This is a genomic window from Variovorax paradoxus B4 (assembly GCF_000463015.1).
Lineage (GTDB): Bacteria > Pseudomonadota > Gammaproteobacteria > Burkholderiales > Burkholderiaceae_C > Variovorax > Variovorax paradoxus_E.
This window is the reverse complement of record NC_022247.1, coordinates 4,761,213-4,780,130: the sequence shown is the minus strand read 5'-3', so window position 1 is coordinate 4,780,130 and position 18,918 is coordinate 4,761,213. Positions and strand designations below refer to the sequence as shown.

The following is an 18,918-nucleotide window of genomic DNA, read 5'->3' as shown; positions in this document are numbered from 1 at the left end:
GGTGCCATGCCCCGCCGCAGGCTTCAAACGCCCGCTTGCTGGTGGCGGTATTCCTGCGTCTTTCCGCCGTAGCCGTAGGCCGCGCCGCGGGCGTCGATCACGTGGATGTACGAGACCTCGTGCAGGTCGGGCCGCAGCCGCGCCATGGCGGCATGCACCTCGCGCAGGTAGCGCGCCTTTTCCGCCTTGGTGTTGGTTTCGTCCGTGATGCTGATGTCGAGGTGGAAGGCCGACTTGCCGAGCGAGGCCAGCGACTGCCCGCCGATGAACCATGTGTCGGCGGCGATGTACTGCACCGTGATGGCAATCACCGGCAGCTGCTTGCCGAGCACGCTCTGGGTCAGTTCGGCGACCACGTCGACCGTCTTGCGTGTGAGCTGGGCGTCGGGCTCGCCCGAGAGGTGGACAACGATGTGCGGCATAGGGAACTCCATGAAGGAATGAGTGAACGATGGGCTATTGTGGGAATCCAAGGGGCATCGGAAAAGCAGGAAGATATGATGGAATCCATCGGAAAACCGGATGGATGAACCATGCAGACCTTCGATCTGGAACAGCTTCGCACCCTGGCCGCGGTGATCGATGCCGGCAGCCTCACGGCCGCGGCGCCGCGCGTGTTCCTGTCGCAGTCGTCGGTCAGCGAGCAGATACGCAAGCTCGAGGAGCGGGCAGGGCAGTCGCTGCTCACGCGCAGCAAGGCCGGCGTGGCGCCGACCGAGGCCGGCACGCGGCTCCTGGCCTATGCGCGCCGCATCCTCGCGCTCAGCGACGAGGCGTTCCGCGATCTGCACGGCGAAATGCTGCAGGGCGAATTGCGGCTCGCCGTGACCGACTACTTTCGTCCCGGCGATCTCACGCGGCTGCTGGGGCGCCTCGGCGAGAGCTATCCGCAGGTGCGGCTGAACGTGAGCATCATGAAGAGCGACGCGCTGCGGGCCGCCTATGCGCACGGCGATTTCGACGTGGGGCTGGCAATGAATATCGCCGGAACATCGTCTTCGCCGGAGCAAGGCGCAAAGGCACCGGTGATCCGGCGCGAATCGCTGGTGTGGCTCGGCGCGGTCGGCATGCGGCTGGCGCGGGGTGAGCCGGTTCGGCTGCTGGCCTTGCCGGACACCTGCTCACTGCATCAGTACACCGTGGCGCTGTTGCGGCGGCGCCGGGTGCCGTATGTGCTGGCGCACGTGGCTTCGGGCGTGGCGGGATTGCAGTCGGCGCTGGCCGCGGGGCTGGGCGTGGCCTGCCTGAACGAATCGGCGGTGTGCGAAGGGGTCGCTCGGCTCGCACCGCCGCACGGACTGCCGGCCCTGCCCCGGGTCGCGTTCCAGTTCCTGCCCGCGCGCCGCGGAGAGACCGAGTTCGTGACGCGGGCGCGGGAGATGCTGGCGACCTACCTGGTCTGACGCCTGCGGGGTGGCGCGGGATTTGCGTCAGGCCTGCCATGGATGCGCCACAATCCACCACGCGGCCCGAACTGCTGCGTCACTCCCGCTTCGACGACGCGCAGGCCATCTTTTCGGGCACCCTGTTCGTCGCCATTGCCATGATGCTGTGCGGCCAGGCAGGCCTGCTCACGGGCGGCACGGCCGGTGTCGCGTTTCTCCTGCACTACGCCACCGGCGTGAGTTTCGGCAAAGTGTTCTTCCTGGTGAACCTGCCGTTCTACTGGTTCGCATGGCGCCACATGGGGCGGGCCTTCACGGTCAAGACTTTCTCGGCGATCGCACTGCTGTCGGTGATGACCGACTGGGCGCCGCGCTACATCTCGATCGATTCGCTGCACCCGGCCTTCGCGGCGGTGCTCGGCGGCCTGCTGCTGGGCACCGGATGCCTGTTCCTCGCGCGCCATCGCGCGAGCCTGGGCGGTGCTACGGTGCTGACGCTGTACCTGCAGGAAAAGCGCGGCTGGCCCGCCGGCAAGGTGCAGATCGGCATCGACTGCACGGTGGTGCTGCTCGCGTTGTTCGTGATTCCGCCGCAGCGCGTGGGGTGGTCGGTGCTGGCTGCGGTGGTGATGGGGCTTTTTCTGTGGATCAACCACAAGCCGGGGCGCTACGCTGCGACTTGAGTTTGTTCAGGGCGCTGTTGTTCGGGGCGCGTGCACAGGCCACCGGGTACTCCCCTCCGCGAATGTCCCCCGGGGCTACGCCCCTCCTCCTTGATTTCGCTGCGGGGAGTACCCGATGCCCTGCGCACCTGGGCAGCGCTTGTGCCGGCTGATCAACAACCGCTCTGACCAACGCTCTCGCCGATGGGGTGCCTTGCGCAGCGAAATAAAGGAGGAGGCCGCAGGCCGGGGGACATTCGCGGAGCAAGGTACCCTATCGGCGGGAGCGCGCCCTGAACCGCGGCTGTCCTAGTACGTCAACACGTAAGTTTCGAAACGTAATGACGACCGAGCTTGTGATCTGCATCCTGTCGAGTGAACTTCCACTCGATGGTTCGGCGCAGCGCGTTTCGATCTGCTTGCCAGGCATCGACTTCGCGTCGCAGGAGTTGCTGGCTGGGGAGGTGGCGGTTCAGGCATTGGCGCGTGAGGATGCCGATCTCGATTTCTGCCATGTTGAGCCAACTTGCGTGCTTGGGCGTGTAGTGAAAGCACACCCGGCGCAACAGCGTGTTGGCCGCGCGCACTCCCAACACATCGTCGAAGCATTTCCTGAAGTGAATGTTCAGGTTGTCCAGCACGAGGTGAACGCGGCGTGCCGTCGCATAAGTGTCGGTGAGAAGTGCCTGGACGAAGCCGACGAAGTCTGTCTTGCCCCGGTGATCGGTACCTGAGAAGACGCGCTGTCCCGCCTTCGGGCTCGACTGCCACGAACAGATTGGTGGTGCCCTTGCGCACGTATTCGTAGTCCAGCTTGGCCGCCTCGCCCGGCGCCATGGGCAACGGCTCTCGGCTATGAGCAACGAGTTGCAGACTCTTCTCGTCGATGCAGATCACGGGCTCGTCGCCGCACATCGGTTTGGCGTACAGCTTGAGCAGGTTGTACATGCGGCAGCGGTACTCTTCGGTGAGCGTGCCGATGCACCACATCAGCCGTCGCCAGGGCTTGAGATCGTTTTTTTTAGCATGCGCCGGACGGTTTCCCGACTGACGTTGCCAAGGCCCAATTCCTGGCGCGCGGCACGTTCGAGTTCGACGATCGTCCAGCGCTGGCGACCCTCGGGCGCAGCCGAGCATGCCAGTGCCGTCACGCGCGCCTCGGCATCGGTGTCGTACTGTCGCGGCCGACCCGAGCGTGCAACGTCGAACACGGCCAGATCGACGCCCCCTTGCAGGTATGCCGACCGGGTGCGCCACAGCGCGGTGCGTCCGATCCCCAGAACGTCCATGATCTGCGCCTCGGGAATCCCGCGATCCAGGCACCACAGCGCATGCGCCCGGTTCACTTCGCGCGAATGATGGATTCCCTTGCGTCGAATCTCCTCGATGATCGCCCGATCCTTCTCGGTCAAATGCAGTTCGGTCTGGCGCATGAGCACTCCTTCGTAACCCCAACGGGGATAGATGGAGTGTATTCATGTTTTGTTATTTACGTGTCAATGTACTAGTAGCGTTCAATGCGCCGCAGGCCAGGGCCGCTGCGGCTCCCTGATCTGCTCGAACGCACGCGACACGCGCAGCACGCCGAGGTCGTCGAAGCGCTGCCCTGCAATCTGAAGCCCGATCGGCAGCCCGCTCGCAGAGTATCCGCAGTTCACCGAGGAAGCCGGCTGTTCCGACATGTTGAACGGCACCGTGAAGCCGATGTGCTCCAGCGGCCGCAGCGGATCGTTGGTCGGCGAAGGCGCCTCCGCGGCCGCGGGCATGTTCGGCGACACCGGCGAGATCACGTAGTCGAAACGCGCACAGGCCTGCACCGTGGCCACGCGTGTTGCATGGAACTGGCTGAAGCCGCGGAACACATGCTCGCCGCTGAACTCGGCCGCGCTCTCGGCCCACTCGCGGATGTAGGGCAGTACCTTGGCGCGCTGGTCGGGGCGCAGGGCCTTCATGTCCACCAGCGAGCGCATGCGCCACAGATGGTCCATGCCGTCGAGCATGGCTTGCGACATGAACGGCTGCATGGGTTCGACGATTGCGCCGGCTTTTTCGAACAGGCGCGCCGCATGCTCGACCGCCGCCTGGATCTCGGGCTCGACCGCCAGGCCGCAGCCCGCGTCGAGCAGCAGGCCGATGCGCAGCCCGCGCAGGTGGTCGGGCGATACGTCGAAGCTCTCCCAGTCGATGTCCTGCGCCGGCAGGCTCATGCTGTCGCGCGCATCGGGCTTGGCGAGCACCTGCATCATCAGCGCGGCATCGCCGACGCTGCGCGTCATGGGGCCGGCCGCGCGGCCCATGTACGGCGGATCGATCGGAATGCGGCCCAGGCTCGGCTTGAGCGTGAAGATGCCACACCAGCTCGCGGGCAGACGCAGCGAGCCGCCGATGTCGGTGCCGATGTGCAGCGGGCCGTAGCCCGCGGCGGCAGCCGCACCGGCACCGGCGCTCGAACCGCCGGGAGTCTTGCTCAGGTCCCAGGGGTTGCGCGCCAGCGTGTGAAAGCTCGAGAGGCCCGAAGACAGCATGCCGTAGTCCGGCATGGTGGTCTTGCTCACGATCACCGCCCCGGCTTCCTTCAGGCGCGCGGCGGGCGGTGCATCGGCGGCCGCGGGCTTCAGGTCGACGGCGGCCGTGCCGGCCGGCATCGGATCGCCGCGGGTCGCGATGTTCTCCTTGATGGTGGCCGGCACGCCGTCCAGCGGACCGAGCGCGTCGCCGCGCTGCCAGCGTGCTTCCGAAGCGCGCGCCTGCTCGAGCGCGGCTTCGGGCCTGAAGAGCCAGGTGGCCTGCAGCTTCGGCTCCCAGCGCTCGATCTGCGCGATGACGGCCTGCGTGACTTCGACAGGGGACAGGCGCCTGTCGCGGTAGGCGGCGGAAAGTTCCTGGGCGGAAAGCTCGTTCAGCGAGGATGGCACGTCGGCACTCATCCCCACGACAGCGCCGAGAGGTCGTTCACGAAGATCGGGTTCTCCTTCCAGATGCCCTTCACGTTCTTCTTCGCGATGGTGGGGAACTGCGGCTGGTAGAGGAAGCCGTTGGCCGCGTCCACGGCCAGCATCTTCTGCGCTTCGCCGAGCAGCTTGTTGCGCTCGGCGGCATTGGCCGTGGCCCTGATCTTGTCGAACAGCGCGTTGAAGGCCTTCGACTGGTAGCCCCAGTAGTAGTCGGGCTTGGCGTAGTTGCCGAGGTCGAAAGGCTCGACGTGCGAGACGATCGACAGGTCGTAGTCCTTGTTGCCGTAGGTGCCGCTGAGCCACTGCGCCCACTCGACATTCTGCACCTTGACCGTGATGCCGATCTTGGCCAGCTGGGCCACGATCACCTCGCCACCCTGGCGCGCATAGGGCGGCGGCGGCAGCGTCATGGTGAGTTCGAGCGGCGTCTTCACGCCGGCCTCGGCCAGCAGCTTCTTGGCCTTTTCGATGTCGAAGGGGTTGACGCCCGTGGTGTCGACATAGCCCGCGGCGCCCGGCACGTAGTGGCTGCCGATCGGCACGCCGAAGCCGTCGGCCGCGCCTTCGATCACGGCCTTGCGGTCGATGGCCGCGAGGATGGCGCGGCGCACGCGCACGTCGTCCAGCGGCTTCTTCTTGTTGTTGATCGAAAGGATGGTCTTGGCGCGCGAGCCGGCCAGGATGACCTGGAACTGCGGGTTCATCTTGAACTGTGGCACCACGCGCGTGCCGATGCGCGTGAACACGTCGACGTCGCCGGCCATCAGCGCGGCGGCCTGCGCAGCCGTGTCGGAAATGAAGCGGAAGGTGACCTTGTTGATCTTGGCCGTGGCCGGGCTGCGGAAGCCGTCCCACTTGCTCAGCGTGAGCGACGAGCCCTTGGCCCAGCTGTCGAGCTTGTAGGGGCCGGTGCCGACCGGCTTGGTGGCGTTGCCGTCGGCGCTCTTGGGCTCGACGATCACGGCCGTGGCCTGGCCCAGCACGAAGGGCAGGTCGGGATCGATTTCCTTGTTGATGATCACCACGGTGTAGTCGTCGACCACCTGCGTGCTCAGGTTCGCGAAGGTGCGCTTGTCCTTGTTGGTGCTCTTCTCGCTGCCGGCGCGGTCGAAGGCGAACTTCACGGTGCTGGCGTTGAAGGGCTCGCCGTTCTGGTACTTGACGCCGCGCCGGAGCTTGAAGGTGTAGGTCTTCAGGTCGGGAGAGACTTCCCAGCTCTCGGCCAGGAGCGGCGTGACGCTGCCGTCGGCGTTGATCTTGGTGAGCGTCTCGAGGATGTTGTACTGCACCACCTCCGCGATGGCGGCCGCGGCACCGGCGGTCGGGTCGAGGCCCGGCGGCTCGAGCGCCATGCCGATCACGATGGCGTCCTTCCGTCCCTGCGCCATGCCGGCGACGGGAGAGGCCAGTGCCACGGTGGCGCTGGCGGTGGCAAGGAGGGTGCGACGGTTCAACATACGTTGTGATCTCCGGAAAAACGATAGGTGCGAATGGCTGCTTCCGATGTGCACCGCGCCCCGAATGGAGGCGTGGCGGCACGAAGGAAGGACACGCAGCACGAAAGATGCCACGCGCGCAGCAAGTCATTCTCTCGCAGCGCAGGCTTCGGCGCCCGGCCGCGGAGGCGGTTTTTCCTCGGGACGTTCCCGGATGCCGGGCTCAGCTCCAGGAGAGGGCGGCGATGTCGTTGACGAAGATCGGCGTGTCTTTCCAGAGCCCGCGCAGGCCGCGCGCCGCCACCGTGATGAACTGCGGCTGGTACAGGAAGACATTGGCCGCGTCCTCGGCCAGCAGCCGCTGCGCATCGCCCAGGTAGCGCAGGCGATCGGCGGTGCGCGCGCTGTTGCGCGCCTTGTCGAACACCTCGTTGAACCTGGCCGACTGGTAGCCCCAGTAGTACTCGGGCTTGGTGTAGTTCACGAGGTCGAAGGGTTCGACGTGCAGGATCAGCGAGAGGTCGTAGTTCTTGTTGCCGTAGGTGCCGCTGATCCACTGTGCCCACTCGACGTTCTGGATCCTGGCGACGATGCCCACCTTGGCGAGCTGTGCGGCAATGAGCTCCCCGCCTTGCCGCGCATAGGGCGGGGGCGGCAGCACCAGGTCCAGTTCGAGCGGCGTCTTCACGCCCGCCTCGGCCAGCAGCTGCTTCGCCTTCTCGACGTTGTAGGGGTTGATGCCCGTGGTGTCGACGTAGCCCGGCGCGCCCGGCACGTAGTGGCTGCCGATGGGCACGCCGCGGCCGTCCGCGGCGGCCTCGATCACCGCCTTGCGGTCGATGGCCGCGGCAATGGCGCGGCGCACCCGCACGTCGTCGAGCGGCTTGCGCCTGTTGTTGATGGCAAGGATGGTCTTGCCGCGCGAGGCGTTGAAGAGCACCTGGAAGCGCTTGTCGTTCTGGAACTGCGGCAGGCTGCGCGAGACCGAGGCATGTGGGAACAGGTCGACGTCGCCCGAGAGCAGCGCCGTGGTCTGTGGGGCCGGCTCGGAGATGAAGCGGAAGCTCGCCTTGCGGATCTGCACCGCGCCGGCGTTGCGCCAGCCGTCCCACTTGGCGAGCACGATGGCCGAGCCCTTGGCCCAACTGTCGAGCCGGTAGGGACCGGTGCCTACGGGCTTGACGGCGTTCGTCTCCACCGTCCTGGGCTCGACCATGATGGCGGAGGCCTGGCCCAGCAGGAAGAGCAGCTCGGGCTCGATCTCCTTGCTGATCAGCACCACCGTGTGCTCGTCCACGACCTGCGTGGCGATGTTGGTGAAGGTGCGCTTGTCCTTGTTGGTGCTGTTGGCCGCGGCGGCGCGGTCGAACGAGAACTTGACGGTGTTCGCATCGAAGGGCTCGCCGTTGTGGAACCTGACGCCGCGCCGGAGCTTGAAGGTGCAGGTCTTGAGGTCGGGCGAGACTTCCCAGCTCTCGGCCAGCAGGGGCGAAACGCTGCCGTCGGAGTTGATCCTGGTGAGCGTCTCGAAGACGTTGTAGAGCACCACCTCCGCAATCTCGGCATCGGCCTTGGCCGTGGGGTCGAGCCCCGTGGGCTCCAGCGTGAGCGCCAGCACCGGCGCGTCCTTTCTTCTCTGCGCGAATGCGGTTGCCGGCAGCGCGAGAGGGGCCAGGGCTGCGGCGCCGGTGGCGAGCAGGGTGCGTCGTTTGAGCATGAAGCGGAGTCCTCGGAACGGGGGCAGGCATCTTGCGCGCAGGCAGGCGGCCGCGCAACCAGATGCTTATGACCCACTCATCCTAGGGCTGGCTCGCGAAGCCTCGATGTCAGGCCACGGCCCGACGAGGAATCAGGCCGCCAGCAGCGTCCCGCCGGCAGGCGTGCGCGGCACCGCGTCGAGCAGCGTGCGCGTGTAGGGATGCTGCGCATTGCGAAAGAGTTCGCCGGGAGGGCCCTGCTCGACGATCTTGCCTTTCCACACCACGCAGACCTCGTCGCACAGGTGGTTCACCACCGCGAGATCGTGGCTGATGAGCAGGTAGCTGACACCGAACTGCTGCTGCAGGTCCTGCATGAGATTGAGCACCTGGGCCTGCACCGACACGTCGAGCGCGCTCACGGGCTCGTCGGCCACGATGAGCTTGGGCCGCGTGATGAGCGCGCGTGCGATTGCGATGCGCTGGCGCTGCCCGCCCGAGAACTCGTGCGGGTACTTGTCCATGTCGGTGGTGCGCAGGCCCACTGCGGCCAGTGCTTCGGAGGCGCGCTCGCGCTGAATCGCACGGCTGGTTTCGGCCAGCGCTTCGAGCGGTTCGGCGACGATGCGCGCCACCGTCTGGCGCGGATCCAGCGAGCCGTACGGGTCCTGGAACACCATCTGGAAGTCTCGCCGCGCCGTGCGCAGCTCGCCCTTGGGCAGCCGGTGCAGGTCGCGGCCCAGCATGCGCACGCTGCCCGAGGTGGGCGTGTCGAGCGCCATGACCAGGCGTGCGATGGTCGACTTGCCCGAGCCCGATTCGCCGACGATGCCCAGGCTGCGGCCGGCCGCCACTTCGAAGCTGACGCCGTTGAGCGCCTTCACAAGCGGCGGCGGCCCGAAGAGCTTTTCGCGCGGCAGCGCGTAGTGGCGCACGAGGTCCGTCACCTCGAGCAGGGGCTGCGTGCTGGCGGGCTGGTTCATGATTCGAGCGCGCCTTCCGCCGCAATTTCCTCGAGCCGGATGCAGCGCACCGCGTGCTCGTGCCGCAGCACGGTGGGCGGCGGCCGGGTCGTGTGGCAGGCATCGACCGTGTACTTGCAGCGGCCCGCGAATGGGCAGCCCGGCGGCAGGTCGACCAGTTCGGGCACGCTGCCCCGGATGGTTGCCAGGCGAATGCCGCGCGGCGCGCCGAGCGCCGGTCGCGCCGCGAACAGGCCCTGGGTGTAGGGATGCGCGCGCTCGGCGAACACCGTGTCGGTCGGGCCGCTCTCGACCACGCTGCCGCCGTACATCACCAGCATCTTCGAGACGCTCTGGGCGATCACGCCAAGGTCGTGCGAGATCAGGATCAGCGCCATGCCGCGCTCCGCGACCAGGCCCTGGATGAGTTCGAGGATCTGCTTCTGGATGGTGACGTCGAGCGCGGTGGTGGGCTCGTCGGCAATCAGCAGGTCGGGGCCGCAGGCCAGGGCCATCGCGATGCCGATGCGCTGGCGCTGCCCGCCCGAGAACTGGTGCGGATAGGCATCGAGCCGCGAAGCCGCATCGGGAATGCCCACGCGCTCGAGCAGTGCCAGCACTTCCTTGCGCGCTTCGGCGCCCGTGAGCCCGCGGTGCAGCCGAAGCGGCTCGCCGACCTGGCGCGCAATGGTGTGAACCGGGTTCAGCGCTGTCATCGGCTCCTGGAAGATCATGCCGATGCGGTTGCCGCGGATCTGGCACATGGCTTTTTCGCCCAGGCCCACGAGCTCGGTGCCGTCGAAGCGGATGCTGCCCCTGACCTTGGCGGTCGACGGCAACAGGCCCATCAGCGACATCACCGTGATCGACTTGCCGCAGCCCGATTCGCCGACGATGCCCAGCGTTTCGCCGCGCTCCAGCGTGAAGCCGATGCCGCGCACGGCCTCGGCGGGGCCGCGCTGCGTTTGCAGTTCGACGTGCAGGTCTTTGACTTCGAGCAGTGGCATATCGCTTAGCGGGCGCGCGCAAGGCGCGGGTCGAGCAGGTCGCGCAGCCCGTCGCCGAGCAGGTTCAGGCCGAGCACCGCCATGGCAATGGCCATGCCGGGGAACACCGCGAGCAGCGGCGACTGGAACATCATGGTCTGTGCCTCGCTCAGCATGCGGCCCCACGAGGGCTGCGGCGGCTGCGTGCCCAGGCCGAGGTAGGAAAGGGCGGCCTCGGCCAGGATGGCGATCGCGAAGCGGATCGTGATCTGCACGATCAGCACGGCCGAGATGTTGGGCAGCACGTGCTGCATCGTGATGGCGAACGAACCCTTGCCGCAGGCGCGCGCGGCCGCCACGTATTCGCGCGACCAGATGGCGTTGGCCGAGGCGCGCGTGATGCGGGCGAAGGTCGGGATGTTGTAGATGCCGATCGCGATGATCGCGTTCACGATGCCGGCGCCGAACACCGCCGTCATCATGATGGCCGACAGGATGGCCGGAAACGCGAGCGAGAAATCGGTGAGCCGCATGATCGCTTCCTCGACCCAGCCGCGCCGCGCCGCGGCGAGCAGGCCCAGCGCCGTGCCGACGACCAGGCCGATGCCCACCGCGATCACGCCCACCAGGATGGACGCCCGCGCGCCCACGAGCAGCAGGGAGGCCACGTCGCGTCCGTAGGTGTCGGTGCCCAGCCAGTGCGAGCCCGAGGGTGGCTTCAGCTTGCTGGCCATGTCCATCTCGTAGGGCGACCAGGGCGTCCACACCAGCGAGACGGCGGCGGCCAGCAGCAGGAGCAGCGTCAGCACGCCGCCGAGCGCGAAGCTGCGGTGCCGGAGCGCGCGGCGCCAGAAGCCCGGCACCTTGAGCGCCGCTGCGCTCGGAACAGTGGTGGCGCTCATATGTCGCTCGCCTTGATGCGCGGATCGATCACGGCATAGAGCACGTCGACCACGAAATTCACGATGACCACCAGGGCCGCGAGCAGCATCACGCAGTTGCGCACCACGATCAGGTCGCGGTTGCTGATGGCCTGGAAGATCAGCCGGCCCAGGCCCGGCAGGTAGAACACGTTCTCCACCACGATGGTGCCGGCCAGCAGCTCGGAAAACTGCATGCCCATGACGGTGACCACCGGGATCATCGCGTTGCGCAGCACATGGGTCCAGAGCACCGCGCGCTGCGAAACGCCCTTGGCACGCGCGGTGCGCACGAAGTCTTCGCGCATTACCTCGAGCACCGCCGAGCGCGTGATGCGCGCGAGGATCGCGGCCTGCACCACCGCCAGCGAGAGGGCAGGCAGCAGCAGCGACTTGATGCCCGCGAAGATGCCTTCGCCCCAGCCCTCGAAGCCGCCGGCCGAGAACCACTGCAGCTGAACCGAGAACACCAGGATCAGCAGGATCGCGAACCAGAAATTGGGAATGGCGATGCCCACCTGCGTGAGACCCATCAGGCCGACGTCGCCGAGCTTGTTGTGGCGCGCGGCGGCGGTCACGCCCACCAGCAGCGCGAGCACCGTGGTCAAGGCCATCGCGAGCAGGGCGAGCGGCACGGTGAGCGCGAGCCGTTCGAGGATGAGGTCGAGCACCGGCGAGCTGTAGGCGTAGCTGTCGCCCAGGTTGCCGGTCAGGAGGCCGGCAATCCAGTGCCAGTAGCGCGTCCAGGCCGGCTGGTCGAGGCCGAGCTTGGTGGCCAGGGCGGCCACCGCCTCGGGCGCGGCGTCGGGCCCCATGAGCATCTGCGCGGCATTGCCGGGCAGGATCTCGAGGACGAGGAAGACGATGACCGAGGCGCCGATCAGCGTACCGATCAGCGTGGCGAGGCGCTTGAGAATAAACAGGCTCATGGGGCGGGGCGCAGCATAACCCGACTCGTGCAACAAGCGTGCCTTGTTCGCGATAATCAGGTATGGCCCTCATGATCACCGACGAATGCATCAACTGCGATGTCTGCGAGCCCGAGTGCCCGAACGATGCGATCTACATGGGTGCGGAGTTCTACGAGATCGACCCGCACAAGTGCACCGAATGCGTCGGCCACTTCGACGAGCCGCAGTGTGTGCAGGTGTGCCCGGTGGCGTGCATCCCGATCCACCCGGAGCACGTGGAAAGCCGCGAGACGCTCTGGCAGAAGTTCGAGCGGCTCGCCGCAGCCAAGGCAAAGGCCGTGGCCGCGCAGTCGCAGGCGCCTTCAGCCGGCGCTTGAATCGTTTCGCTTCTTCCTGCGGCTGCTTCCTCGCGCAGAGTCGGGTTTGTCAATGGCTGCTGCGCCGCTGAAGCGCGGGCTCGATTTGCGGGGTTCCGCGCCGAGTCTTTGGGCGCGTGCCCGTGCCAGCTGTTCGGAAGACGCGAGCCGGCGTTCGGCGATGGCGGCTTGCCGGGCGTCGTGCGCCGACCGGCGGCTGCGCTCATAGGCCTCCTTTTCCTGCGACAGGCGAATGCGCTCGAGCTGGTCGGCGCGCGCCTCGGCCCTGCGCGTGGCGGCATCCGCCGCGCGGCGGTCCGCCTCGGTGGGCGCGTCGTCCACCGCCAACTGCTTTCCGCCTTCGCAGGGGCGGTCGGTGTAGGTGTTGCCGCAGCGGTAGGTCTCGGACCTTCCTTGCGCCACGGCGGGCATCCAGAAAGTGCCGCAGGCCACCAAAAACAAGGCGGCACCCGCTTTCCCGGCCCTGGTTTTATTCTTCATTTCTTTTTCTCTCCCTTTTCTTTTCTCTCCCGCGCTCTCGTGGCCGGCTGACTAGGCGGCGGCGGGCGCGCCTCCGTCGCCGGGCTCCCGCCGCGGCGGTTTGGGCCGGGGCGGTTTGCTCGTGTGGATGATCAAGGTGGCCTTTTCCATTTCGCCCGCCACCAGCGCGGGCGCCGCGTGCAGCGTGCGCGCGATGGCGTCCTCGATGGCTTCGCGCTGCTCCTTCAGCGGCTTCTTGAGCACCCAGTTGATGACCTCTGACTTCACGCCGGGGTGTCCGATGCCCAGGCGCAGGCGCCAGTAGTCGCCGGTGCCCAGCTGCGCATGGATGTCGCGCAGGCCGTTGTGGCCTGCGTGGCTGCCGCCGAACTTGAGCTTGGCCTGGCCGGGCACCACGTCAAGCTCGTCGTGCACCACGAGGATTTCCTCGGGCGCGATCTTGAAGAAGCGGGCAAGCGCGCCCACCGATTTGCCCGACAGGTTCATGAAGGTCTGCGGCTCCAGGAGCCAGACGCTTTGCCCGTCGATGTTCGCGCGTGCCGCAAGGCCGTGGTAGCTGCGCTCGGGCGCGAGGTTGAGCTTCCAGTCGCGCGCGAGGGCGTCGATCCACCAGAAGCCGGCGTTGTGCCGGGTGGCTTCGTATTCAGGACCCGGGTTACCGAGGCCGACAAACAGCTTGATCATGAGGTGAATTATCTCGCCGCCCAAAAAGCAGAAAGCCCGCACGAGGCGGGCCTTCTGCAGGGACGCGAAAGGAATTACTTCTTCGCGGCGGGCTTTGCCGTCTTGGCGGCAGGCTTGCCACCGGCAGCCGGTGCGGCGCCTTCGGCAGGTGCTGCGCCTTCAGCGGCGGCTGCCGGCTCTTCGGCGACCAGCGGCGGCACGGCCGACACGATGACCGGGTTCAGCTTGCCGTGGCTCACGAACTTCACGCCCTTGGGCAGCTTGATGTCGCTCACGTGCAGCGTGGCGTTCTTCTTGAGGCTCGAGAGGTCCACTTCGATGAACTCGGGGAGGTCGCTCGGCAGGCAGCTGACTTCGAGTTCGGTCATGACGTGGGTCACGAGGTTGTGGTCGAGCTTGACGGCGTCGGACTCTTCTTCACCCTTGTAGTGAAGCGGCACCTTCATGTGCATGCGGGTCTTGGCATCGACGCGCTGGAAGTCGATGTGCTGCACCAGCTGGCGGAACGGGTGGTACTGCACGTCGCGCAGCAGCACCTTGCTGGTGGCGCCGCCGAGTTCCATTTCGAGGATCGACGAGTGGAAGGCTTCCTTCTTGAGGGCGTGCCACAGCGCGTTGTGATCGAGCTCGATCAGCTGGGGCTGGCCTTCACCACCGTAGACGATACCGGGCGTCTTGCCCGAGATGCGGAGACGGCGGCTCGCACCCGTGCCCTGCTTGGCGCGCTCAAAAGCGACGAATTTCATAACAACTCCTGTGAGAGTCCACCGCGACCAGTGCGACTCCGGTTCAACAAGGGCGCCATTCCGAAAGAGGAAGGTGGCGCCCGCTTTTTGCCCAGATCAGAACAGGTTGTCCTGGTCCGAGAACAAACTCATGACCGACTCGCCCTTGGCAATGCGCTGGATCGTCTCGGCGATCAGCGGTGCCACGGAGAGCTGGCGAACCTTTCCACACGCCAGGGCGCTGTCGGAAAGGGGAATGGTGTTGGTCACGACCACTTCGTCGAGCGCGGAGTGGGTGATGCGCTCGATGGCCGGGCCCGAGAAGATCGGGTGCGTGCAATAGGCGTAGACGCTTTTCGCACCGCGCTCCTTGAGCACTTCGGCCGCCTTCACCAGCGTGCCCGCGGTGTCGATCATGTCGTCCATGATCACGCAGTTGCGGCCGTCGATTTCGCCGATCACGTTCATGACCTCGCTCACGTTGGCCTTCGGGCGGCGCTTGTCGATGATGGCGAGGTCGCAGTTCAGCTGCTTGGCCAGCGCACGGGCGCGCACCACGCCGCCGACGTCGGGCGAGACCACGATCAGGTCTTCGTAGTTCTTCTGGCGCAGATCGCCCAGCAGCACCGGCGACGCATAGATGTTGTCGACCGGAATGTCGAAGAAGCCCTGGATCTGGTCGGCGTGAAGGTCCATCGTGAGCACGCGCTCGACGCCCACGGTTTCCAGCAGGTTGGCCACCACCTTGGCCGAGATCGGCACGCGGCTCGAACGCGGGCGGCGGTCCTGGCGGGCATAGCCGTAGTAGGGAATCACCGCGCTGATCCGCTCGGCCGAAGCGCGCTTGAGCGCGTCGACCATGATGAGCAGCTCCATCAGGTTTTCGTTGGTCGGAGCGCAGGTCGACTGCACCACGAACACGTCGCGCGCCCGGACGTTCTGGTTGATCTCGACGGTGACTTCGCCGTCGGAGAAGCGTCCAACGCGCGCGGCACCCAGCGAGGTACCGAGGTTGTGCGCGATTTCTGCGGCCAGGCCAGGATTGGCGTTGCCGGTGAAAACCATGAAATCAGGGTGATTAGCCTGCATGAGCGCGTCCCGGCAGTGCGAATTGGCTTTTAGGAAGCCGCCAAAGAGTTTGAATCGTGGCGACCCATGGGCCACCGATTATTGCAGCGGGCAGGCTGCAAAAGAAGCACTGCGGCCGTTGGGCCGCAGTTTGAAAAACGCTGCGGGCAGTTAGACCGCAGCCTGAAGCGCTGCGGGCGGTTAGACCGCAGCCTGAAGCGCTGCGGGCGGTTAGACCGCAGCCTGAAGATTTGGCAGGGGAGAAAGGATTCGAACCTTTGCATGCTGGAATCAAAATCCAGTGCCTTAACCAGCTTGGCGACTCCCCTACACGGGTCGATGGCTTTCGCCACAAACCGATATGTCGCATCGGACCCATAACGATCCGATTATCTTCAGGTCGCCCATCCCCAAAGTGGATGAACGGCCAGGTTGCTGCATTGGCGAACCTGCCAGCCCTTGGGGGCTTCGGCCAGTTGCGCTTCCTGCGGCTCTTGCGGCATTTTCGCGAAAACCGAACTTCCGGAGCCGGTCATCCGGGCTTTCAATCCTTGGGCACCGAGCCATTCGATGGCGTCGGTGACCGCGGGGCAAAGCCGCTGGGCAACCGGCTGCAGGTCGTTGTGGCCGAAGTCGAAAACCTTGAAAGCGCTGCTTTCGGGGTTTGGAGCTTCAAGCTGTTCGCTATCTGCAGCAAAGCCCGAGATTATAGCAACAGGAGTGGCGCGTTGAAGGTCGGGCGCAGAAAAAATTAGCCGGGTATCGAGTCCCTGGGGTGGCTTGGCCACCACGAACCGTGCGGGCGGGATGTCCACGGGCCTGATTTTCTCGCCGATTCCCTCAACCCAGGCATTGCGCCCGCCAAGGAAGAACGGCACGTCGGCGCCCAGTTTCACGCCGATGTCAGCCAGGCGCGACAGCGGCAGGTTCAGGTTCCACAGGCGGTTCAGGGCCAGCAGGCATGTGGCGGCATCCGAAGAGCCTCCGCCCATGCCGGCCTGCGCCGGCACCTGCTTGGCAATGCCGATGTGGGCGCCCTGGCCGGGCGCCGCATGCGCCTGGAGCGCCCGCGCCGCGCGCAGCACGAGATCGTCGGGCGGCAGTTCGGTCGTCAGGTCTTCGCGGCTGAGCTGGCCGTCGCTACGCAGCTCGACGTGGAGCGTGTCGCACCAGTCGATCAGCATGAAGACCGACTGCAGCAGGTGGTAGCCGTCTTCGCGCCGGCCGGTGATGTGCAGGAAGAGGTTGAGCTTGGCCGGTGCTGGAAGGTCGTAGATCGCCTTCATGACCGCTCGAAGACGATGCGCAGGTCCGCCGTGGGGCCGGGAGTTTCGCGGGTGGCCTGCAGGCGGCCGTTCGCGACCTGCGCCAGATCGGGACGCCAGCCGGGCACGCGTTCGTTGCGGCCCGCGAGCCAGCCGAAGAGCGCGCCGACGGGTATGGCGGCACCGGTGGCGGCCTCGATCAATGCGTCGACCGAGTCGAAGCGCCGGATATCGCTGCCATTCTTGAGCAGGGCCTCGCCGGGCGCCCAGTGCAACTGGGCCAGAGTGCTGCCGATCGGGCTCGTGAGCGAGAGCTCGCCCGCCTCGGGGGAACCACGCAGTTCGAACAGTGCGGAGAAGGTCTGCACCGGCTGGCTGTCGATGCGCAGCGACATGCGGCCGCTCCAGCTGTCCGAACTCCTTGGCGCGGAGGATCCTCCCGTCAATTGGGCGCAGCCCGCGATCGAGAGAAGAGCAGCCCCGCCCGCAACCAGAAGGGCGCGGCGGCTGCCGCCGGCATGCCCGGAGGCGAGCATGTTCACGGCTTGACCCGCAGGCGCTTGAGCGTTTCCTGCAAGGTCTCGTTCTCGGCGTCGCTCAGAAGGGCTTCCTTCCAGATCGTGACCGCGCGGTCCTTCTGGCCGGTTGCCCAGAGCACTTCACCGAAATGCGCGCCGATTTCCGGATCGGGCCGGGTCTTGTAGGCCGCCTCGAGGATGCGGATGGCCTCGGTCGTGTTGCCCAGCCGGAATTCCACCCAGCCCAGGCTGTCCGCAATGAAGGGATCTTCGGGGGCCAGCTGCACGGCTTTCTGGATCAGCGTTCGCGCCTCGTCGAGGCGGATCTTGCGATCGGCGAAGGAGTAGCCGAGCGCGTTGTACGCGTTCTGGTTCTCGGGCTTGAGTTCGATCAGCCTGCGCAGGAGCCGCTCCATTTCGTCGAGGCGGTTGAGCTTTTCGGCCACCATCGCCTGGTCATAGACCAGGTCGCTGTCGTTCGGGGCGGCGGCGGAAGCCTGCGTCAGCATGTCGTAGGCCGCCTGGTATTGCTTGGCGTCGCGCAGCAGCTGCACTTCGGCGAGGAATTTCTGCTTCTTGTCTTCGGGCGTGCGCTCGGGCAGGCCGCGCACGAGTTCACGCGCCTGGGGCAGCTTGCCCTGGCGCGCCAGGAGACCTGCGCGGCGCGTCTGCGCAACGACGAGGTCGTCGGTGCTGTCGACGCGTGCGAGCCAGCGCTCCGCGGCCGTGAAGTCCTTGCGGCGCTCCGCCAGTTGCGAAAGAACGAGATACGCCTGCGTGGTGCCGCGCTGGCGATCGTCCGGGTCTTTCTGGTTGGCCGACAGGTCGATGTAGCGCTTGAGCGATGTTTCGGCCGCCGCGTCCTGCCGGGCCTGCGCCTGCAGGCTGCCGAGCAGCAGCCAGGGCTCGGCCAGTTCGGGCCGCGCCGCGGTGAGCGCCTGCAGTTGCGCGGTGGAATCCGCATAGCGGCGGTTTTCGACCAGCACGCGCGCGTAGGCGATGCGCAGGTCGGGCGGCGCCTTGGGGTTGTTGGCCAGGTAGCGCGTGACGATCGGTTCCGCGAGCGGCTGGCCGGGGTCGATCATCTCGAGCGCCAGTGCGGCCGGCGCGTCGGAAGCGGGGTCGATCTGCTGGCCCTTGAATGCGGCGTCCAGGGCGCCGGAGGTGTCGCCGGCGTTCAGGCGCATGCGGCCGACCGTGGCCCAGGCCAGTGCGCCGGTCGCCGGGCTCTTGAGCTCGTCGACCAATGCCTGCTCGACCACCGAGGCGGCCTGCTTCTTGTCGGAGGCGCGCGAGTAGTTGCGCGTGATCACCGCCATCAGCATCGGCTTTTCGATCTGCGGCGTGGCGGCGATTTCGGCCCGCAGCGGCTCGACCGTTTCGCCAATGCGGTTGAGCGCAATCAGTATCTGCAGCTCGATGCGCCGAGCATCGCGCGAGTTGGGCAGCGTCTCCTGCCATGCGCGGGAGGCCGCGAGCGCTGCGTCGCCGGAGCGCGACTGCAGGGCGATCTCGACCGCGCGCTGGAACAGCTTGCCGTCGCGCAGCCGCCGGGCCGCGTCGAGCACCAGCGCATAGCCCGATCCGGGGTCGCCGGAGCGCGCGGTCATCTCGCCCATCAGGATTTCGTAGAACAGCTCGGAGGTGAGCGCCGAGGGCCGCGCGTCCGGTTCGCTGGCCGGCTTCGCGGCGGCCGCCGGCACCGTTGCCGGCCTCGTGCCCGGCCGGGATGGCGCCGGCCGTTCGATGATGGGTGCCGGGCTCTTGGGCGCGGCGGGATCGGAGGTTTGCGCCTGAGCGGCACAAGCCAGCAACATGAGAGACGCGGCCGCCGCAAGGCGGTGTCGGCGGAGCGATGGAATCATCGAACCATAATAATCCAAGCTTT

Annotated in this window: 20 protein-coding genes and 1 tRNA gene; 3 read left to right on the top strand and 18 right to left on the bottom strand. The window is 66.7% G+C overall.

The genetic code is table 11. The annotated features are described in order from the left end of the window. Positions 1-23: 23 nt before the first annotated feature. A complete protein-coding gene (locus VAPA_RS22345; RefSeq protein WP_018906729.1) occupies positions 24-422 on the bottom strand; it encodes a tautomerase family protein in 399 nt (132 codons plus the stop codon). Between the two features lie 111 nt (positions 423-533). Here VAPA_RS22345 and VAPA_RS22340 point away from each other — a divergent pair, with 111 nt between their 5' ends. Then, positions 534-1,403, top strand: coding sequence for a LysR family transcriptional regulator (locus VAPA_RS22340; protein WP_021009039.1), 870 nt, complete (start codon positions 534-536; stop codon positions 1,401-1,403). A 38-nt stretch (positions 1,404-1,441) separates the two neighbouring features. Beyond that, entirely contained in the window at positions 1,442-2,068 is a 627-nt protein-coding gene (locus VAPA_RS22335) for a YitT family protein (protein WP_021009038.1), read from the top strand. Positions 2,069-2,364: 296 nt separating this feature from the next. Here VAPA_RS22335 and VAPA_RS35630 read toward each other — a convergent pair whose 3' ends face one another. From VAPA_RS35630 to VAPA_RS22290, 9 genes are all read right to left on the bottom strand, one after another. Next, positions 2,365-2,910, bottom strand: coding sequence for a transposase (locus VAPA_RS35630; RefSeq protein WP_080666822.1), 546 nt, complete (start codon positions 2,908-2,910; stop codon positions 2,365-2,367). A 126-nt stretch (positions 2,911-3,036) separates the two neighbouring features. Then, positions 3,037-3,480 (bottom strand): helix-turn-helix domain-containing protein, encoded by a 444-nt coding sequence (locus VAPA_RS22325; RefSeq protein WP_021005052.1) that lies wholly within the window; start codon positions 3,478-3,480, stop codon positions 3,037-3,039. A gap of 81 nt (positions 3,481-3,561) precedes the next feature. Continuing rightward, positions 3,562-4,974: an amidase gene (locus tag VAPA_RS22320; protein WP_021009037.1), complete on the bottom strand. Its 1,413-nt coding sequence runs from the start codon at positions 4,972-4,974 to the stop codon at positions 3,562-3,564. Next, complete coding sequence (locus tag VAPA_RS22315; protein WP_021009036.1) at positions 4,971-6,458, bottom strand: ABC transporter substrate-binding protein; 1,488 nt, start codon at positions 6,456-6,458, stop codon at positions 4,971-4,973. The genes VAPA_RS22320 and VAPA_RS22315 overlap by 4 nt, the downstream gene beginning before the upstream one ends. Before the next feature lie 202 nt (positions 6,459-6,660). Further along, positions 6,661-8,154, bottom strand: coding sequence for an ABC transporter substrate-binding protein (locus tag VAPA_RS22310; RefSeq protein WP_021009035.1), 1,494 nt, complete (start codon positions 8,152-8,154; stop codon positions 6,661-6,663). Between the two features lie 132 nt (positions 8,155-8,286). Continuing rightward, positions 8,287-9,117, bottom strand: a complete 831-nt coding sequence (locus tag VAPA_RS22305; RefSeq protein WP_021009034.1) for an ATP-binding cassette domain-containing protein — start codon at positions 9,115-9,117, stop codon at positions 8,287-8,289. After that, positions 9,114-10,103 (bottom strand): ABC transporter ATP-binding protein, encoded by a 990-nt coding sequence (locus VAPA_RS22300; protein WP_021009033.1) that lies wholly within the window; start codon positions 10,101-10,103, stop codon positions 9,114-9,116. Before VAPA_RS22300 ends, VAPA_RS22305 begins: the two co-directional genes overlap by 4 nt. Positions 10,104-10,108: 5 nt before the next feature. Beyond that, positions 10,109-10,984 (bottom strand): ABC transporter permease, encoded by an 876-nt coding sequence (locus tag VAPA_RS22295; RefSeq protein WP_021009032.1) that lies wholly within the window; start codon positions 10,982-10,984, stop codon positions 10,109-10,111. After that, a complete protein-coding gene (locus VAPA_RS22290; protein ID WP_021009031.1) occupies positions 10,981-11,931 on the bottom strand; it encodes an ABC transporter permease in 951 nt (316 codons plus the stop codon). The genes VAPA_RS22295 and VAPA_RS22290 overlap by 4 nt, the downstream gene beginning before the upstream one ends. 62 nt (positions 11,932-11,993) lie before the next feature. Here VAPA_RS22290 and VAPA_RS22285 point away from each other — a divergent pair, with 62 nt between their 5' ends. After that, on the top strand, positions 11,994-12,290 hold the full coding sequence (locus VAPA_RS22285; protein ID WP_021009030.1) for a YfhL family 4Fe-4S dicluster ferredoxin: 297 nt from the start codon (positions 11,994-11,996) through the stop codon (positions 12,288-12,290). On the opposite strand, the gene VAPA_RS22280 is transcribed toward VAPA_RS22285, so the two are convergent. The 8 genes from VAPA_RS22280 to VAPA_RS22245 form a co-directional block, all read right to left on the bottom strand. Next, the gene (locus tag VAPA_RS22280; RefSeq protein ID WP_021009029.1) at positions 12,276-12,770 is read right to left on the bottom strand and encodes a hypothetical protein; all 495 of its coding nucleotides are present in this window, start codon (positions 12,768-12,770) and stop codon (positions 12,276-12,278) included. The genes VAPA_RS22285 and VAPA_RS22280 overlap by 15 nt on opposite strands. 51 nt (positions 12,771-12,821) lie before the next feature. Beyond that, positions 12,822-13,454: an aminoacyl-tRNA hydrolase gene (pth, locus tag VAPA_RS22275; RefSeq protein WP_021009028.1), complete on the bottom strand. Its 633-nt coding sequence runs from the start codon at positions 13,452-13,454 to the stop codon at positions 12,822-12,824. A gap of 74 nt (positions 13,455-13,528) precedes the next feature. Next, on the bottom strand, positions 13,529-14,200 hold the full coding sequence (locus VAPA_RS22270) for a 50S ribosomal protein L25/general stress protein Ctc (RefSeq protein ID WP_021009027.1): 672 nt from the start codon (positions 14,198-14,200) through the stop codon (positions 13,529-13,531). A gap of 96 nt (positions 14,201-14,296) precedes the next feature. Further along, entirely contained in the window at positions 14,297-15,268 is a 972-nt protein-coding gene (locus VAPA_RS22265) for a ribose-phosphate pyrophosphokinase (protein ID WP_021009026.1), read from the bottom strand. 231 nt (positions 15,269-15,499) lie between these two features. Then, positions 15,500-15,576: transfer RNA gene (locus VAPA_RS22260), tRNA-Gln, on the bottom strand. A gap of 66 nt (positions 15,577-15,642) precedes the next feature. Beyond that, complete coding sequence (gene ispE / locus VAPA_RS22255) at positions 15,643-16,533, bottom strand: 4-(cytidine 5'-diphospho)-2-C-methyl-D-erythritol kinase (protein ID WP_021009025.1); 891 nt, start codon at positions 16,531-16,533, stop codon at positions 15,643-15,645. Beyond that, complete coding sequence (locus VAPA_RS22250) at positions 16,530-16,907, bottom strand: lipoprotein insertase outer membrane protein LolB (RefSeq protein ID WP_230558914.1); 378 nt, start codon at positions 16,905-16,907, stop codon at positions 16,530-16,532. The genes ispE and VAPA_RS22250 overlap by 4 nt, the downstream gene beginning before the upstream one ends. 143 nt (positions 16,908-17,050) lie before the next feature. After that, complete coding sequence (locus tag VAPA_RS22245) at positions 17,051-18,895, bottom strand: tetratricopeptide repeat protein (RefSeq protein WP_021009023.1); 1,845 nt, start codon at positions 18,893-18,895, stop codon at positions 17,051-17,053. Positions 18,896-18,918 lie beyond the last annotated feature (23 nt).

Coding starts and splice junctions, on each gene's coding strand:
- VAPA_RS22265 (WP_021009026.1), bottom strand. CDS start 15,268: ATGCAGGCTAATCACCCTGATTTCATGGTTTTCACCGGCAACGCCAAT.
- VAPA_RS22335 (WP_021009038.1), top strand. CDS start 1,442: ATGGATGCGCCACAATCCACCACGCGGCCCGAACTGCTGCGTCACTCC.
- VAPA_RS22325 (WP_021005052.1), bottom strand. CDS start 3,480: ATGCGCCAGACCGAACTGCATTTGACCGAGAAGGATCGGGCGATCATC.
- VAPA_RS22345 (WP_018906729.1), bottom strand. CDS start 422: ATGCCGCACATCGTTGTCCACCTCTCGGGCGAGCCCGACGCCCAGCTC.
- VAPA_RS22285 (WP_021009030.1), top strand. CDS start 11,994: ATGGCCCTCATGATCACCGACGAATGCATCAACTGCGATGTCTGCGAG.
- VAPA_RS22340 (WP_021009039.1), top strand. CDS start 534: ATGCAGACCTTCGATCTGGAACAGCTTCGCACCCTGGCCGCGGTGATC.
- VAPA_RS22305 (WP_021009034.1), bottom strand. CDS start 9,117: ATGAACCAGCCCGCCAGCACGCAGCCCCTGCTCGAGGTGACGGACCTC.
- VAPA_RS22250 (WP_230558914.1), bottom strand. CDS start 16,907: ATGTCGCTGCGCATCGACAGCCAGCCGGTGCAGACCTTCTCCGCACTG.
- VAPA_RS22315 (WP_021009036.1), bottom strand. CDS start 6,458: ATGTTGAACCGTCGCACCCTCCTTGCCACCGCCAGCGCCACCGTGGCA.
- VAPA_RS22295 (WP_021009032.1), bottom strand. CDS start 10,984: ATGAGCGCCACCACTGTTCCGAGCGCAGCGGCGCTCAAGGTGCCGGGC.
- ispE (WP_021009025.1), bottom strand. CDS start 16,533: ATGAAGGCGATCTACGACCTTCCAGCACCGGCCAAGCTCAACCTCTTC.
- VAPA_RS22300 (WP_021009033.1), bottom strand. CDS start 10,103: ATGCCACTGCTCGAAGTCAAAGACCTGCACGTCGAACTGCAAACGCAG.
- pth (WP_021009028.1), bottom strand. CDS start 13,454: ATGATCAAGCTGTTTGTCGGCCTCGGTAACCCGGGTCCTGAATACGAA.
- VAPA_RS22290 (WP_021009031.1), bottom strand. CDS start 11,931: ATGAGCCTGTTTATTCTCAAGCGCCTCGCCACGCTGATCGGTACGCTG.
- VAPA_RS22270 (WP_021009027.1), bottom strand. CDS start 14,200: ATGAAATTCGTCGCTTTTGAGCGCGCCAAGCAGGGCACGGGTGCGAGC.
- VAPA_RS22245 (WP_021009023.1), bottom strand. CDS start 18,895: ATGATTCCATCGCTCCGCCGACACCGCCTTGCGGCGGCCGCGTCTCTC.
- VAPA_RS22320 (WP_021009037.1), bottom strand. CDS start 4,974: ATGAGTGCCGACGTGCCATCCTCGCTGAACGAGCTTTCCGCCCAGGAA.
- VAPA_RS22310 (WP_021009035.1), bottom strand. CDS start 8,154: ATGCTCAAACGACGCACCCTGCTCGCCACCGGCGCCGCAGCCCTGGCC.
- VAPA_RS22280 (WP_021009029.1), bottom strand. CDS start 12,770: ATGAAGAATAAAACCAGGGCCGGGAAAGCGGGTGCCGCCTTGTTTTTG.